The organism is Streptomyces sp. NPDC043908, assembly GCF_056435525.1.
On record NZ_JBWKEI010000023.1, the window covers coordinates 10,239 to 26,002 of the forward strand.

General features: G+C 73.2%; 16 protein-coding genes. 8 read left to right on the plus strand and 8 right to left on the minus strand.

Features of this window, described 5'->3' with window-relative positions:
* Window positions 1-299: 299 nt before the first annotated feature.
* Window positions 300-563, plus strand: a complete 264-nt coding sequence (locus AC069K_RS33465; protein ID WP_365114594.1) for a hypothetical protein — start codon at window positions 300-302, stop codon at window positions 561-563.
* 20 nt (window positions 564-583) lie between these two features.
* On the opposite strand, the gene AC069K_RS33470 is transcribed toward AC069K_RS33465, so the two are convergent.
* Complete coding sequence (locus tag AC069K_RS33470; RefSeq protein ID WP_478622378.1) at window positions 584-1,426, minus strand: ferritin-like fold-containing protein; 843 nt, start codon at window positions 1,424-1,426, stop codon at window positions 584-586.
* Window positions 1,427-1,740: 314 nt separating this feature from the next.
* Here AC069K_RS33470 and AC069K_RS33475 point away from each other — a divergent pair, with 314 nt between their 5' ends.
* Together AC069K_RS33475 and AC069K_RS33480 are read left to right on the plus strand one after the other, a co-directional pair.
* Window positions 1,741-4,014 (plus strand): DEAD/DEAH box helicase, encoded by a 2,274-nt coding sequence (locus AC069K_RS33475; protein ID WP_478622380.1) that lies wholly within the window; start codon window positions 1,741-1,743, stop codon window positions 4,012-4,014.
* Between the two features lie 101 nt (window positions 4,015-4,115).
* On the plus strand, window positions 4,116-4,985 hold the full coding sequence (locus AC069K_RS33480; RefSeq protein WP_478622382.1) for an alpha/beta fold hydrolase: 870 nt from the start codon (window positions 4,116-4,118) through the stop codon (window positions 4,983-4,985).
* A gap of 121 nt (window positions 4,986-5,106) precedes the next feature.
* Here AC069K_RS33480 and AC069K_RS33485 read toward each other — a convergent pair whose 3' ends face one another.
* Complete coding sequence (locus AC069K_RS33485) at window positions 5,107-6,114, minus strand: NYN domain-containing protein (RefSeq protein ID WP_478622384.1); 1,008 nt, start codon at window positions 6,112-6,114, stop codon at window positions 5,107-5,109.
* A 198-nt stretch (window positions 6,115-6,312) separates the two neighbouring features.
* Between AC069K_RS33485 and AC069K_RS33490 the strand changes: the two genes are divergently transcribed.
* Window positions 6,313-6,465 carry a hypothetical protein gene (locus AC069K_RS33490; protein ID WP_365104832.1) on the plus strand — a complete coding sequence of 51 codons (153 nt, stop codon included), beginning with the start codon at window positions 6,313-6,315 and terminating at the stop codon, window positions 6,463-6,465.
* Window positions 6,466-6,579: 114 nt separating this feature from the next.
* On the opposite strand, the gene AC069K_RS33495 is transcribed toward AC069K_RS33490, so the two are convergent.
* The 4 genes from AC069K_RS33495 to AC069K_RS33510 all read right to left on the minus strand — a co-directional run bounded on the left by AC069K_RS33495 (window position 6,580) and on the right by AC069K_RS33510 (window position 9,680).
* Window positions 6,580-7,185: a MarC family protein gene (locus AC069K_RS33495; RefSeq protein WP_365104830.1), complete on the minus strand. Its 606-nt coding sequence runs from the start codon at window positions 7,183-7,185 to the stop codon at window positions 6,580-6,582.
* A gap of 105 nt (window positions 7,186-7,290) precedes the next feature.
* Entirely contained in the window at window positions 7,291-8,154 is an 864-nt protein-coding gene (locus tag AC069K_RS33500; RefSeq protein WP_478622387.1) for a PHP domain-containing protein, read from the minus strand.
* 147 nt (window positions 8,155-8,301) lie between these two features.
* A complete protein-coding gene (locus AC069K_RS33505) occupies window positions 8,302-8,952 on the minus strand; it encodes a DUF6758 family protein (RefSeq protein WP_358835407.1) in 651 nt (216 codons plus the stop codon).
* A 143-nt stretch (window positions 8,953-9,095) separates the two neighbouring features.
* Window positions 9,096-9,680 (minus strand): suppressor of fused domain protein, encoded by a 585-nt coding sequence (locus AC069K_RS33510; RefSeq protein ID WP_365104823.1) that lies wholly within the window; start codon window positions 9,678-9,680, stop codon window positions 9,096-9,098.
* 427 nt (window positions 9,681-10,107) lie between these two features.
* Here AC069K_RS33510 and AC069K_RS33515 point away from each other — a divergent pair, with 427 nt between their 5' ends.
* The gene (locus AC069K_RS33515) at window positions 10,108-11,235 is read left to right on the plus strand and encodes a magnesium and cobalt transport protein CorA (protein ID WP_365104820.1); all 1,128 of its coding nucleotides are present in this window, start codon (window positions 10,108-10,110) and stop codon (window positions 11,233-11,235) included.
* Here the strand turns inward: AC069K_RS33515 and AC069K_RS33520 are convergent.
* A complete protein-coding gene (locus AC069K_RS33520) occupies window positions 11,213-12,139 on the minus strand; it encodes a DMT family transporter (RefSeq protein ID WP_478622390.1) in 927 nt (308 codons plus the stop codon). The genes AC069K_RS33515 and AC069K_RS33520 overlap by 23 nt on opposite strands.
* 99 nt (window positions 12,140-12,238) lie before the next feature.
* On the opposite strand from AC069K_RS33520, the gene AC069K_RS33525 reads away from it, so the two are divergent.
* A complete protein-coding gene (locus tag AC069K_RS33525; protein ID WP_365104818.1) occupies window positions 12,239-12,760 on the plus strand; it encodes a hypothetical protein in 522 nt (173 codons plus the stop codon).
* Between the two features lie 161 nt (window positions 12,761-12,921).
* Here the strand turns inward: AC069K_RS33525 and AC069K_RS33530 are convergent, their stop codons facing one another.
* Window positions 12,922-13,674, minus strand: coding sequence for a hypothetical protein (locus AC069K_RS33530; RefSeq protein WP_365104816.1), 753 nt, complete (start codon window positions 13,672-13,674; stop codon window positions 12,922-12,924).
* A gap of 215 nt (window positions 13,675-13,889) precedes the next feature.
* On the opposite strand from AC069K_RS33530, the gene AC069K_RS33535 reads away from it, so the two are divergent.
* Both AC069K_RS33535 and AC069K_RS33540 read left to right on the plus strand, forming a co-directional pair.
* Window positions 13,890-15,161, plus strand: coding sequence for a magnesium transporter MgtE N-terminal domain-containing protein (locus AC069K_RS33535; RefSeq protein ID WP_358835412.1), 1,272 nt, complete (start codon window positions 13,890-13,892; stop codon window positions 15,159-15,161).
* Window positions 15,154-15,735 (plus strand): DUF1003 domain-containing protein, encoded by a 582-nt coding sequence (locus AC069K_RS33540; RefSeq protein ID WP_365104814.1) that lies wholly within the window; start codon window positions 15,154-15,156, stop codon window positions 15,733-15,735. The genes AC069K_RS33535 and AC069K_RS33540 overlap by 8 nt, the downstream gene beginning before the upstream one ends.
* Window positions 15,736-15,764 lie beyond the last annotated feature (29 nt).

Consider the following 15,764-nt stretch of genomic DNA (forward strand, 5'->3'; position numbering starts at 1 on the left):
CTTCCTTAGGTTTACAGGAATCTCCCCCCCCCCCCCTTTTCTGTACACTCTCTTCTAGCCTCCCCTCCCCCCCCCCCCCCCCCCCCCCCCCCCACCCCCCAACAACACCCCCCCCCCCCCCCCCCCCCCCCCCCCCCCCCCCTCTCCTGTGCGCGCCGCCCGCACTCCGTGCGCCGGGCGGGCGCTTCCCATGCCTCCGCTGTGCTCCACACGATGAGGTGAGGGTTGCGTTCCGCGAGCCTCGGGTAGGACGGCAGGTGACCCGATAGCCCTGGCCACACACCGCGGGAGGGACGTACATGCTCCTGGAAGCGCTCGGCTCCGTCGTGCTCGGAATCGTTCTCGCCTGGACTGCCGCGTCCCGTCTGCCACACCGTCTGCCAGAGCGGCGAACCGTTTTCGCGGTGGGCTCGCTCGGCGCCCTCTTCGGCGCCTTCCTGACCCACTCCGCGATCGGTCCGGGGCACGCGCTGACCACGATCGTCGGCGCCACCTTCATCGCGGTGGTCGCACTGTCGCTGCTGCTGCGCCCGAGGGGCCGTCTGCGCCGCTCAGCGGCGTAGACGGCGAAGCTCCGGCGTCCCTAGGCGGCGAGGCCCAGCGCGGCCATGCGCTTGGTGTGCGCCTTGGTGATACGGGCGAACATCTCGCCGACCGCGGCCAGATCGAAGCCGTCCGCCATGCCGCCGACCAGCATCGTCGACAGCGCGTCGCGCTCCGCGACCACGCGCTGGGCCTGCGAGAGGGCCTCGCCCATCAGCCGCCGCGCCCACAGCGCCAGCCGGCCGCCGAGCCGCGGGTCGGCCTCGATCGCGGCACGCACCTTCTCCACCGCGAAGTTGCCGTGGCCGGTGTCGTCGAGCACCGCGAGCACCAGGCCGCGGGTGTCGGAGTCGAGCCGGGCCGCCACCTCGCGGTAGAAGTCACTGGCGATCGAGTCGCCCACGTACGCCTTGACCAGGCCCTCCAGCCAGTCCGACGGCGCGGTCTGGTGGTGGAAGTCGTCCAGCGCCTTGGCGAACGGCTCCATCGCGGCGGTCGGCTCCGCGTCGATCTGGGCGAGACGGTCGCGCAGCCGCTCGAAATGGTGGAACTCGGCCGAGGCCATCTTCGCCAGCTCCGCCTTGTCGGCGAGCGAGGGCGCCAGCTTGGCGTCGTCGGCCAGGCGCTCGAAGGCCGCCAGCTCGCCGTACGCGAGGGCGCCGAGCAGGTCCACCACGGCGGCCCGGTACTGCGGCTCGGCCGAGGCCGTCGCCCAGTCCTGGGCGGCGATGCCGGTGGGTCCCGCGGTGGCCCCGGCGTCTCCCGTGTCCTCCGCGGGCCTCGCGTTCTCTGCGGGCTCCGTGCTCTTACCGGCGTCGGCAGCGGGCGCGGCGGCTTCGGTTCCGGCCGCGTTGGCGTTGTCAGGCGTCTCCATGCAGCGCACAATAGCCCGCTCCCGGCAGGGGGGAAGGGCCTGGTCAGCCAGAGCGCCCGACCGGTTCCCGGGAATTCGCCCGACACACATGCGCGAATCCGGGGTACAGTGGTAATGAGCCTGCCGAGGATCATGTATTCGGCGGGCGGCTTGATGAATGAGGATGCCCGGTCGGTCGCCCGGTCGGCTCCGACCCGACAGCCCTCCAGTGCGGCACGTGACATTACGTAACCGCAGATGAGGGACCCTCAGCGGCACGAGCGCTTGAGCGACGGCAGTGGTCCCGCGCCACCCGGCCCGGTCGATCCCCGACACCTGGCCGGATGGACCCACGGCACGGTAAGACCCGCCGCGTTCGCCTCCGTACCGCGTCTCACAGAAGAGGCAGCACCCTGACTGCGTTCCGAGACCTCGGGATCCTCCCCGAGACCGCCGAAGCCCTTGAGGCCGTCGGTATCGTGTCCCCGTTCCCCATCCAGGAGATGACGCTCCCCGTCGCGCTCTCCGGCTCCGACGTCATCGGCCAGGCCAAGACCGGCACCGGCAAGACGCTCGGCTTCGGTCTGCCGCTCCTGGAGCGCGTCACCGTCCCCGCGGACGTCGAGGCGGGCCGGGCCAGGCCCGACCAGCTCACCGACGCCCCGCAGGCGCTCGTCGTGGTCCCCACCCGCGAGCTCTGCACCCAGGTCACCAACGACCTGCTGACCGCCGGCAAGGTCCGCAACGTCCGCGTGCTCGCCATCTACGGCGGCCGGGCGTACGAGCCGCAGGTCGAGGCCCTCAAGAAGGGCGTCGACGTGATCGTCGGCACCCCCGGCCGGCTGCTCGACCTGGCGGGCCAGCGCAAGCTGGACCTCTCGCACGTCCGCGCGCTCGTCCTCGACGAGGCCGACGAGATGCTCGACCTGGGCTTCCTGCCCGACGTCGAGAAGATCATCAACATGCTTCCGGCGAAGCGCCAGACCATGCTGTTCTCGGCGACCATGCCGGGCGCCGTCATCGGCCTGGCCCGTCGCTACATGTCGCAGCCCACGCACATCAGCGCCACCTCGCCGGACGACGCGGGCGCCACCGTGGCCAACACCACGCAGCACGTCTTCCGCGCCCACTCGATGGACAAGCCGGAGCTCGTCGCGCGCATCCTCCAGGCCGAGGGCCGCGGACTCGCGATGATCTTCTGTCGTACGAAGCGGACGGCCGCCGACATCGCCGAGCAGCTCGCCAAGCGCGGCTTCGCCTCCGGCGCGGTCCACGGCGACCTCGGCCAGGGCGCCCGCGAGCAGGCGCTGCGCGCCTTCCGCAACGGCAAGGTCGACGTGCTGGTCTGCACCGACGTCGCCGCCCGCGGCATCGACGTCGAGGGCGTGACGCACGTCATCAACTACCAGTCGCCCGAGGAGGAGAAGACCTACCTCCACCGCATCGGCCGCACCGGCCGCGCGGGCAAGAAGGGCATCGCGGTCACGCTGGTGGACTGGGACGACATCCCGCGCTGGCAGCTGATCAACAAGGCGCTGGACCTGGGCTTCCCCGACCCGGTCGAGACGTACTCGACGTCGCCGCACCTGTTCGAGGAGCTCAACATCCCGGCGGGCACCAAGGGTGTCCTGCCCCGCGGCGAGCGGACCCGTGCGGGTCTGTCCGCCGAGGTGCTGGAGGACCTGGGCGAGACGGGCGGCCGCGGCCGCAAGTCCGCCGCCGCCGCGCCGGTCGCCACCGAGGAGCGCGCGCCGCGCACCCCGCGCCAGCGCCGCCGCACCCGGGGTGGCTCGTCGGCCGAGACGGACGCCCAGGCGCCCGTGGCCGCGGAGCCTGCCGCCGCGCCGGAGGCCGAGGCCGCCGCAAACACCGCGCACACCGAGAACACTGCGACCACCGAGAGCGCCGAGCCGCGCACCCCGCGCCGCCGTCGCCGCACCCGTGTGGGCGTGGCCCCGGTGGAGGCGGCTCCGGCCGCCGAGACCGTGACCGCCCCGGTGGCCGTCGCCGAGCCGGTGGCAGCACCGGCCGCGGAGGCCGTCGTGGAGGCCGCCGAGGCCGACACCAAGCCGCGCCGCACCCGGACCCGCAAGGCCGCGGCCGTCGCCGAGCCGGTGGCAGCACCGGCCGCCGAGGCCGTCGTGGAGGCCGCCGAGGCCGACACCACGCCGCGCCGCACCCGGACCCGCAAGGCCGTCGCCGAGGCGCCCGTCGTCCCGGCGCCCGCCGCCGAGGCTCCGCTCCCCGCCGCCGAGCCGGTGGCCGCCGCCCCGCGCCGCCGTACCCGCAAGGTGGCGGAGCAGGTCGTGGAGGCCGTCGTCGAGGCGCCGGTCAAGCCCCGTCGCCGGGTGCGCAAGGTGGCGTCCTCCTCCGAGGTCGGCTTCCTGACCCCGGAGTCGGCCGCCCTGGAGATCGCCGCCGCGAAGGCCGCCGAGGCCGCCGCCCCGGCCCGCTCGCGCAAGAAGGCCGCCGCGGCCGAGCCGGAGGCGTCCGTCGCCGCCGAGCCCAAGCCGCGTCGTACGCGCGCGAAGAAGACCGCGGAGGCCGCCCCCGAGGCGGCGGCGGAGCCCAAGCCCCGCCGTACCCGCACCCGCAAGGTCGCGGCGCCCGAGGCGTAAGCACACCGCTCGGTCGGCCCGGCATCCCCCACGGGGTGCCGGGCCGACGTGCGTCCCGGGGCGGTCCTCCGGAGCCCCCGCACCCCGGTTACGCTCGGCATATGAGCAAGCCCCGGTCCCTGGCCCTGCCCTCGGGCACCCGCGCGTACCCGCTGGAGACGCCCCGCGGCCGTTTCGCCGTACTCGACTGCGAGCCGTTCGGGACCCGGCTCGGGACGGCGCTGCTGCTGCCCGGTTTCACCGGCAGCAAGGAGGACTTCCTCGCCCTCCTGGAGCCGCTCGCGCGCGCCGGGTACCGGGCGGTGGCGGTCGACGGGCGCGGTCAGCACGAGAGCGCCGGGCCGCGCGGCGCGTCCGGCTACACGCCGCGCACCCTCGCCGAGGACGCCGTGGCCCAGGCGACGGCGCTCGGGGACGGGCCCGTGCACCTGGTCGGCCACTCCTTCGGCGGCCTGGTGGCGCGCGCGGCCGTCCGCCTCGCCCCGCGCTCCTTCGCGTCCCTGACGCTGCTGGCGTCCGGGCCCGGGCACGTCGGCCCCGAGCAGCGCGCCAGGATCCGGCTGCTGCGGGCCGCGCTGCCGGTGCTGCCACCGGCGGTGGTGTGGGCGGCGACGCGGTGGCTGGACAGCCGGGACCCGGCGTACGAGCCGGACACGGAGGAGGTCGCGGAGTTCCTGCGGCGGCGCTGGTTCAACACACGGCCGGGCCAACTCATCGCGGCGGGGCGCCAGTTGCGTACGGAGCCGGACCGCACCGAACAGATCGCCGCGCTTCCCGTGCCGCTGCATGTGGCGTACGGGGACGAGGAGATGGTGTGGACGGTGGAGGAACTGGCGGCGCTGGCCCGGGACACGGGGGCGCACCACACGGTGATCCCGGGCGCGGGCCACTCCCCCAATGTGACGCACGCGGAGGGGCTGGCGGGGGCCTTGACGGAATTCTGGGCGGGGGGGCGCGTGGGTTGCCGGTGACCCCGGCCCTGGGTGGGCTTCCGCCTGCGGGACGACTTCGACTGCGGGCCGGGGGTGGGCTGCCCGCCGGCAACGGGCAAGGGGCAAGAGCAAAGGACAGGCACCCCGTCCCGCCGGCCCCCTAGTACTGCGACTGCAAATGCTGCCAGAACCCGTCCCGCAGTGCCCGCCGCAGATCCGCGTGGCCCCGCAGCGACCGTTGGAGCAGGCGTTCCGCCTCCACCAGGAGGTCCTGGTCGACCGGGCCGGGGAGGTACGGGTGGCCCGGCAGCAGCTGGGCCAGGGACGCCCGGCCCCGCTCCGACAGCCACGTCGCCGCGATCCGCGCCCCCACGAACCGCACATCGTCCCGCGTCGGCGCCGGCCCGCTGTCCTCGTACATCGTCACCGGCCGCCGCGTGACGTACGGCTTGCAGAAGTCCAGGTCGAACGTGCGCTGGCTGTCGACCTCCCACAGCAGCGGCTCCGCCTGGTTGCGCCCCTCCGCCGCCTCGATCCCCCACAGGTGGACCCGCGCCCCGTACCCCTGCGCCGCCTCGACCGCCGAGACGAGGTCCTCGTCGCCGCCGATGAGCGCCGCGTCGCTGATCGCGCGGTGGCGGGCGAGGGACTCCAGGTCGGAGCGGATCAGGGAGTCGACGCCCTTCTGCTGGTTGTTGGCGTTGAGGTTGCCCAGCCGCACCTTCACGTCCGGCAGCTCGGCGATCGACTGCTGCTCGTTGGTGTGGATGCGCCGGCGCGCGCCGTCGTACCAGTACACCCGGAGCAGCCGGCTGTCCGCGAAGATCGTGCGGGCCTTGTCGATGAAGGCCTCGATCAGCCCCTCGGCGTCGAGGTCGAAGGCCCGGCGGTCCTCCGTCCCGGTGACCAGGAGGCCCGCCGCCGCGTAGACGTACCCCGCGTCCACGAAGATCGCGTGGGTGGAGGGCGTCTTCGCCACCTCGGCGAGCATCCGCCGCAGCAGCTGGTTGGTGCGCTCCAGCTGCGCGCCGATGCCGGCCAGACCGGGGCCGGGGGTGGGGGCGTCCGGACCACCGCCGGTGCCGCCCGGGACGCCCGGGACGCCCGGGACGCCGGGGCCGCCGACGCCGGGGATCTCGCTGCCTGAGGTGTCGCCTGCTTCGCTCATCGCCCCCATTCTCAGGGGCGTGAGCGAGCTCTCACAACCGGTGCCTTACCCGCCAGTATTTAGTTCGTGAAAAAATTTCCTTAGCGTAGGGAATGTTTGCCAAGGGCAACCCGTTGTAACAGTCGTAACGGGGCCCGCTCCCCGTACCACCAGCACCAAGCAGTTCTCCTTCAGGAGGATCAGACGAAGGGAGAAGCCATGCGCTTCGAAATCATGCGCCTCAACGACGTGGACGGCTCCGCCGTGGACAGCACCGTCGTGGACGCCGCCTCCGTCAACCGGATCGTGCAGCAGGCCGCCGCAGTCGGCCAGCGCATCTACATCCGCCCGGCCGAAAGCTCGGCTTCGTAACGCGTAAGGATCTTCTACGCGGCAAGCCGAAGCGCCCCCGCACCGGACACCGGTACGGGGGCGCTTTTCGCTGCGCGGGTGCGCGGCTGCGTGGCTGCGCGGCTGCGCGTGCGGTCACCCGCCCCGGATCACCTGGGTGACGCCGTTGATGATCTGCTGCACCGCGAGCGCGGAGAGCATCATGCCCGCGAGCCGCGTCACCAGGACCACCCCGCCGTCCTTGATGACCCGGATGATCAGCAGCGAGTACCGCATGACCAGCCACAGCACGACGTGCATGGCGAGGATCGCGGTCCACACCGCGACCTGCCCGCTCAGCGTGTCGTGGTTCTGGACCGCCAGGATCACCTGGACGATCGCGCCGGGACCGGCGAGCAGCGGCATGCCCAGCGGCACCAGCGCCACGTTGACGTCCTTGGTCTGCTTCGGCTCCTCCATCTTGCCGGTGAGCAGGTCGAGGGCGATGAGCAGGAGCAGCAGACCGCCCGCGATCATCAGCGCGGGCACCTCGATGTGCAGATACGCCAGGATCTGGTTGCCCACCAGGCCGAACACGGTGATCACGCCGAGGGCGACGGCAGCGGCCTGCCACGCCATCCTGCGCTGCACCTTGGCGGCGCGCCCGGAGGTCAGCGCGAGGAAGATCGGGGTGATCCCCGGGGGATCCATGATGACGAACAGAGTGAGGAAGAGGGAGCCGAAAACGGCAGCGTCGAACACGGTGGTGCCTTGCGGGAGAGGGTGTACGGAGCAGGGGAGGGCGCCGCACGGAGCGGAGCCCTATGGGGGAGGGTGAGGGGAAGGCGACGGGGGCCGGGGCCCGGGCTAGCGGCCGGTTCCGCCCGCGCCCGGGACGGGGAACGCGCCCGTCGCCCGGCGGGTGATCTCGCCGTAGATCTCGGGGTCGGTGGTGCACTCACCGAGCCGCACGGCCTTGCGGTCGCCGTGGTAGTCGCTGGAGCCGGTGGTCAGCAGGCCGAGTTCGGTGGCGAGCGAGCGCAGCTTCGCGCGCGAGGGCGCGTCGTGGTCGGTGTGGTCAACCTCGATGCCGTCGAGGCCGGCCGAGGCGAGCTCGGCTATCACCGACTCGGGCACGACCCGGCCGCGCTTGAGCGCCAGCGGGTGGGCGAGGACGGTGACTCCTCCGGCGGCCTTGACCAGCCGGATCGCCTCGAACGGGTCGAGCTCGTGCTTGCCCACGTACGCGCGTCCGCCGTCCGCCAGCCACTCGGGCACGAACGCCTCCGAGACCGACCCGACGACGCCCAGCTCGACCATCGCCTCGGCGACGTGCGGGCGGCCCACCGAGCCGTCGCCCGCGATCCGCGCCACCTGCTCCCAGGTGACCGGGACGCCCAGCTCCTGGAGCTTGGCGACCATGCCCCGGGCGCGCGGCACCCGGTCGTCGCGGACCAGCTCGCGCTCGCGCGCCAGCTCCGGCTCCTCGGGGTCGAAGAGGTACGCCAGCATGTGCAGGCCGATGCCGTCGATCCGGCAGGAGAGCTCGGCGCCGGTCACCAGGGTCAGGCCCGCGGGCAGCGCCGCGGCGGCCTGCGCGTGACCGCGGGTGGTGTCGTGGTCGGTGAGCGCGATGACGTCCAGTCCGGCGGCGGCCGCGTTGCGGACGAGCTCGGCCGGGGTGTCCGTGCCGTCGGACGCGGTGGAGTGGGTGTGCAGGTCGATGCGCACGCGTGACTCCAGGGCGTAAGGGCGGACGGTGGGGACAGTCAAGGATAACGGTGCGTGGCCCCCGTCCCGCCCGCCACGGCTGTGGCGGTCACCGCATCCCGGCCGACACGGCTGTGGCGGTCACCGCAGCCCGTCGCCCGGCACGGCTCACCGCATCCCGCCCGACAGGATGCGCGGCGAGAGCGCCCCGCACGGGACCAGCTCGACCTCGGCGCCCGCGTCGCGCAGATCGGTGAGGACCAGCTCGTCGTAGAGCAGCAGCCCCGACTGCTCCGGCCAGACGATCGCCCACAGCCACAGGCCGCGCGCCTCGCCCGCGAAGACCGCGCGGTCGTCGGGCGTGGCGGTGACGTGCCAGAGCGGGGTGGGGCGTCCGGCCGCGAGGACCTTGGCGTGGGGCGGTTTGTCGACGCTCATGTACGGGCCGGGGTCGGGGCCGTCGATGCCCGCGTACCGCGCGCCCAGGCCCACGCCCAGCTCCTCCGCCACGAGCAGCAGCTCACCGATGCCGCCGAGCGGCGCGGGGCCCGAGCAGGCCACGGCGGTCGCCCGCCCGCCGCTGCGGTCGTCGCCCGCGCACGCCACGCCGGTGAAGAGCCAGCCGATCGGCAGCGGCCACGGCATCCAGACGGGCACCTTCGCCCGGTGCACCGCGACGCCGAGCGCCTCGACGCTCGGCGGGACGACGGGCTGGAGCGGATGCACCGTGCCGTGCACGTCGCACTGCCAGGTGTCGGCGAAGAGACCGGGCGCCCGGACCCGGCCTCCGCACTTCGGGCAACTGGGTTCGCCCCTCATACATGCCAACGGTCCTCCCCGTCCCGCGCCGCGTCAAGGACGATCACCCGTCCGGCGTGTGGCAGAAGGGGCGGACGGGGGCGCCGGCACGCGCCCGCCCCGGCGCACCGGGGCGCCCTCGGTCCAGGCGGACGGCGGTATGCCTAGTCCAGGCGGACGGCGGTACGCAGCGGGTCGCGCAGGTCGGTCCCCTCGGCCAGCCAGCGCTCCTCCAGCTCGCGCGCCCCGTGCACCCGCTTCCAGGCCGCCTCGTTCGCCGTCATCGGCAGCAGCGGCAGGAAGCGGACCGGGTCCATCGGGTCGTCGAGTTCCAGGTCCTCGACCAGCCCGCCCGGCTCCGCGACCAGGACCGAGCTGAACGGCGCGCCCGGCCACAGCGGTTCCCCGATGTCCAGGGAGGCGCCGGGGGCCACCACCACGCCCTCGACCTGCGGGGTGGAGGCGAGGACGGCGAGCGGGCGCAGGACCTTGTCCGTGTCGGCGAGCCCGGCCCGTACGGACAGGACCAGCTCGGCGCGCGGGCCCTCGACCGGGTCGGCGAGGGCGGCGGCCGGGTCGGTCATCGGCCGGGCCGACATGCCGAGCGTGGCGTAGCGCACGATGTCCCCGTCGGCGAAGCGCAGCACCTCGACGCGGTCCGTACCGAGGAAGGTCACCGCGGCGCGCGCGTCCGGTTCACCGAGGGCGGTGCGCAGCCTGGCCTCGACGAGAGCAAGAACATCAACCATGAGTTGAGCATAGAAGCCGTATCGAACGGGCAAAGTACGGACTTGACACCTGCGCCGACTGATAGTCTTGGCCGCTGTTCAGGGCAGAAGTACGTCCCTCACGGGGGACCGGCCGGAGGAGGTGGGGCTGCGATGGATCGAAGTCGGCCTGGCAGTACCAACCGCTCTTCCGTGCGCCTTCGTTGTTCCCTGTGATCGAGACCTCCATACCCGGCCGTATCCCCGGGAAACATCCGAGTCTCATGGCATGTCGCACGGCGGAAGAGCATCTCGCCTCGCCCAGTCCGTTTCAGTAGCGAACGCCGTCACCGCACTCGCGGTGCCGCCCGCTTTGCGGACGTACGCAGATGTACGCAGTTCTCGCGTCACGTCCCCATTCCGGGCAGTGCCACGCTCGCCGGCGGCCTCTCCGTGAAGGAGTCCTGCCATGTCCATGATCCGTGACCTGCGCGCAGCGGTCCGCCCCTCCCTGCGTCCTTCGCTGCGCAAGAGCACCGCCCCGCACAACTCCTACGACCCCACCCGGGACCCCTCCGCGAGCAGCGCCGTCGTCGACTGCGCGGTCTACCGCGACGGACTGCGCAGCCAGGCCGACGCGTGCCTCACCCCGCGTGAGGCGATGCGGTACGTCCAGGAGGAGGGCGGCTTCGCCTGGATCGGACTGCACGAGCCGACCGAGGCCGAATTCGCCGGTATCGCCGCCGAGTTCGGGCTGCACCCGCTGGCCGTGGAGGACGCCGTCCACGCCCACCAGCGGCCCAAGCTGGAGCGGTACGACGACACGCTCTTCACCGTCTTCAAGACCGTCCACTACGTGGAGCACGCCGAACTCACCGCCACCAGCGAGGTCGTGGAGACCGGCGAGGTCATGTGCTTCACCGGCCGGGACTTCGTGATCACCGTCCGGCACGGCGGCCAGGGGTCGCTGCGGGCGCTGCGCAAGCGCCTCCAGGACGACCCCGAGTTGCTGGCCAAGGGCCCCTCGGCCGTGCTGCACGCCATCGCGGACCAGGTCGTGGACGGCTATCTGGCGGTCGTGGACGCGATGCAGGACGACATCGACGAGGTCGAGATCGACGTCTTCTCGGCGCCCTCCAAGGGCAGCCCGCGCGGCACGGACGCCGGCCGGATCTACCAACTCAAGCGCGAGGTACTGGAGTTCAAGCGGGCGGTCTCGCCGCTGCTGCGGCCCATGCAGCTGCTCAGCGAGCGGCCGATGCGGCTGGTCGACCCCGACATCCAGAAGTACTTCCGCGACGTGGCCGACCACCTCGCGCGCGTGCAGGAGCACGTGGTCGCCTTCGACGAGCTCCTGAACTCGATCCTCCAGGCCAATCTGGCGCAGGCGTCGTTCGCGCAGAACGAGGACATGCGCAAGATCACCTCATGGGCGGCGATCATCGCCGTACCGACGATGGTGTGCGGCGTGTACGGCATGAACTTCGACCACATGCCGGAGCTGCACTGGAAGTACGGCTACCCGATCGTGCTGGCCGCCATCGTCGGCAGCTGTCTGACCATCCACCGCACGCTCAAGCGGAACGGTTGGCTCTGACGACGAGGGCGAGCCCGCCGAGGATCACGACCAGGGCGGCCCAGGCCAGGGCGGGCGGTATCTGGCCCAGCCAGAGCGCGGCGATCAGCGCCGCGCCCGGGGTCTCCAGGAGGATCGCCGTGGACGTCACGGAGGCGCCCAGGCCCCGCACCACCCGGTTGAGCAGCGAGTGGCCCAGCAGCTGGGCCGCGACGGTGAGCGCGGCCAGCTTCGCCCAGGTCGCCCCGGAGTAGGAGCCGAGGTCCGCGCCGCTCGCCAGACAGGCGGCGAGCAGCCCGGCGGCGGCCGTCCCGTAGCAGAGGTAGGTGTACGGGACGGTGTCGACGGTCCGCCGGACCTCGGCCCCGAGCAGCACGTAACCGGCGGCGGCGACACCGCCGCCGAGCGCGAGGGCGTCACCCGCGAGGGCGCGCGGCGAGGTGGTCAGGTCGACGCCGGTGAGCATCACCACGCCCACGCACGCGACCAGCGTCCCGGCCCAGACCAGGGCGGGCGGGCGGTGGCCGCGCAGCCGCAGGGCGAGCGTGGTCCAGATCGGGGTGGTGGTGCACAGCGCGGTCGAGGAGGCCACCGACGTCATCCGCAGACTCGGCAGCCAGAGCCCGAAGTGCACCGCGAGCAGCGCCCCCGCGGCGACCGCGAGGCCCGCCTCCCGGCGGGTCAGCCCCCGCAACCGCTCCCGGTACCTCACCGCGACCAGCGGGGTGAGCGCGCCGACCGCCATGGCGTTGCGCCAGAACGCGATGGCCAGCGCGGGGGCCGCCGTCGCGGCGATCAGCGGCGCGGAGAGCGACACGCTGGCGATGGCGACGGCGAGCAGCGCGAAGTCGACCCGGGGGGCGGCCGCGGCGGCGGCCGGAGCCGGGGTCGCGGGTGCTGTGGTGGTGGGCGCGGTGGTGGGCACGGCATGAGGGTAAGGCGCTAAACATATTTTCGGAACTGTCGGACCATGCTGTGGACAACACCGTGGGCCGGGCCGGGGCCGTCCCATAAAGTGGCCCCCATGACACCTGCGCTGCTGGATCGGGCCCTCGTCGAGGAGGCCACCAAGAAGTCCGGGCTGATCTGGGTGCGGGGCACCGGGACCGCCGACCGCGCCCTGTGGCACGTGTGGCACGAGGGCGCGGCGTATGTGGTGGGCGGCGGCCCCGGCGAGCAGCCGCTGGAGGGCCTGGCCGACGGCGGCACCGCGGAGGTGACCGTCCGCAGCAAGGACAAGGGCGGGCGCCTGGTCGCCTGGACGGCCGCGGTGAGCGAGGTCGCGCCGCGGAGCGAGCTGTGGGAGGCGGTGGCCGCCGAGCTGAAGGCCAAGCGGCTGAACGCGCCGGACGGCGAGGCGGTGACGGGGCGCTGGGCGCGGGAGTGCCGGGTGCTGCGCCTGGCGCCGGCCGAGGTCCGCACGGAGATGCCCTCGGGCTCGCTGGCCGCGCCGCCCGTGGAGACCCCGGCCACCACGCGCGAGCCGGTCCCGGCGGCGCTGCCGCGCCTGCTGATGAAGCGCAAGCGGGGCCGCAAGCGGGGCTGAGGGGTGCCCGCTCCTCCCGGAGGCCGGTCCTCGTCTGCGAGCTGTGTGCGGCTGAGCGCGCGGTTCCCCGCGCCCCTGACTGCCCAGGGGCGCGGGGAACTGCGCGAGCAACCCACCACGGTCCGCAGGGGCCACGACACCGCATCCGGCACCGCGCGGCCCTACGTCTTGGGGAGCCTGCTCCCGTAGTCCACCGTCGCCCCCTTGGACGGCGCCGCCAGCGGGAAGTCCTGGTTCCAGTCGCCCAGTTCGAGCACGCCCGCGCCGCCCGCCCGCTCGAAGCGCAGCGGATAGGGCGTGCCCTGGAGCGAGACGTCGAGCGTGCCGCCCTCGCCGTCCTTGCCGGCCCTGACGCGGATGGTGCCCACCTCACCGACCTTGGACCGGTCGCCCTTGGAGAGCTCGCCCTGGAGCCCGAGCATCCCCTTCAGCAGCGCGCTCTTGTCCGTGAAGCCGCGCAGCTCCTGGTACGCGGGGTCGCCCGAGGGCACCTTGACGTACTTGTCGTCGAGCTGTCTGCCCGCGGCCGACGCGCTCCCCGAGCCGTGCTTGCCGTCCCGGTGCGCCCAGAACCCGGCGTCGGCCTTCAGATAGAGCTCGTCACCCACCCGCAGCAGCCCGAACGTGGTGTTCTTGGAGGTGACCGTGCCGGTGGCGCCGTTCTTCTTCAGCCGCATGTCGATCTTGTACGTGCCGCCCTTGCTGACCAGCGTGCCGCTGAGGTGCACCGCGTCGGCGCCGTCGGCCGCCGTGCGGGCCTTGCCCTCGATCTCGGTCGCGGAGAGCTTGCCGACGCCGTTGGTCCCCTCGTCCGGGTCCGAGGAGCACGCGGTGACGGCCGCGGCGAGCCCCGCGCAGAGCGCGACGGGCAGCGCGGCCCGGCGCGCCCGTACGGACAGGGAGCGTGTGGTCACCGGCACAGCCTTTCGTCGAAGCGCGCCGCGTGGGGGCGCGAAGTCGGGGTCGGCAGACCGCACCCTACCCGGGCCGTCCACCCCGCCCCGCGGAGAGCCGTACGGACCCCCCACAAGGGCGTACCGCGAGGGCACCGGCTAGCCTGAATCAGATATTCAGCGTCGTATTTCCGGCCGGGACAGGGTCGGACCACGCCCCAGAGGAGGCGCTCGGCATGGCGGCAGGCGCCCCCCGGATCTTCGTCTCGCACCTCTCCGGCGTCGCCGTCTTCGATCCCAACGGCGACCAGGTGGGCCGGGTGCGCGATCTGGTGGCGATCCTGCGCGTCGGCCGCCGTCCGCCCCGGCTGCTCGGCATCGTCGTCGAGGTGGCCGGCCGCCGGCTGATCTTCCTGCCGATGACCCGGGTCACCGGCGTCGAGTCCGGCCAGGTCATCACCACCGGCGTGGTCAACCTGCGCCGCTTCGAGCAGCGCCCCACCGAGCGCCTCGTCCTCGGTGAGCTGCTGGACCGCCGGGTCACCGTCGTCGAGAGCGGCGAGGAGGTGACGGTCCTGGACGTGGCCATCCAGCAGCTGCCCGCGCGCCGCGACTGGGAGATCGACAAGGTCTTCGTCCGCCGCGGCAAGGGCGGCGCCCTGCGGCGCAAGGGCGAGACGCTGACCGTCGAGTGGTCCGCCGTCACCGGCTTCTCGCTGGAGGAGCACGGCCAGGGCGCCGAGAACCTCCTCGCCACCTTCGAGCAGCTGCGCCCCGCCGACCTCGCCAACGTGCTGCACCACCTCTCCCCCAAGCGCCGCGCCGAGGTGGCCGCCGCCCTCGACGACGACCGGCTCGCGGACGTCATGGAGGAGCTGCCGGACGACGACCAGGTGGAGATCCTCGGCAAGCTGAAGGACGAACGGGCCGCCGACGTCCTGGAGGCGATGGACCCCGACGACGCCGCCGACCTGCTCTCCGAGCTGCCCGAGGAGGACAAGGAGCGCCTGCTCACCCTGATGCAGCCGGACGACGCGGCGGACGTGCGCAGGCTCCTGTCGTACGAGGAGCGCACCGCGGGCGGTCTGATGACCACCGAGCCGATCGTGCTGCGCCCGGACGCCACGGTCGCCGACGCCCTCGCGCGCGTACGCCAGCAGGACCTCTCGCCGGCGCTGGCCGCGCAGGTGTACGTGTGCCGGCCGCCCGACGAGACGCCGACCGGCAAGTACCTGGGCACGGTGCACTTCCAGCGGCTGCTGCGGGACCCGCCGTTCACCCTGGTCTCCTCGATCGTGGACACCGACCTGCCGCCGCTCTCCCCCGAGGCGCCGCTGCCCGCGGTGACCGCGTTCCTCGCCGCGTACAACATGGTCGCCGCGCCCGTCGTGGACGACAGCGGCTCCCTGCTGGGCGCGGTCACCGTCGACGACGTCCTCGACCACCTGCTGCCCGAGGACTGGCGCGAGGCGGAGTTCCACGGCGCCGAGGGGGGCACGGATGGCTGACCGCACCGAGGAGCGCGAGCGCACGCGCGCGGTGGGCGCGAGCGCCCTCTCACGCGGCCCGCGCGCCCGCCTGGACCAGCCGCGCGCGCCCCGGCGGCGGCTGCTGCCCGAGTACGACCCGGAGGCGTTCGGCCGGTTCTCCGAGAAGATCGCCCGCTTCCTGGGCACCGGGCGGTTCATCGTCTGGATGACCCTGGTGATCATCCTGTGGGTGGTCTGGAACATCTTCGCGCCGGCCGCGCTGCGCTTCGACGAGTACCCGTTCATCTTCCTGACGCTGGCCCTGTCCCTCCAGGCCTCGTACGCGGCCCCGCTGATCCTGCTCGCGCAGAACCGGCAGGACGACCGCGACCGGGTCAACCTGGAGCAGGACCGCAAGTCCAACGAGCGCTCCATCGCCGACACCGAGTACCTCACCCGGGAGATCGCCGCGCTGCGGATGGGCCTCGGCGAGGTGGCCACCCGCGACTGGATCCGCTCGGAACTTCAGGACCTGATCAAGGAGATGGAGGACCGGCGCGTGGTATTCCCGCCGGAGGCCCCGCACGGAAGTGACGAATCAGACCGCCGCTAGGGCTTTCCGGGGGCGGCACCCCGCGCCGT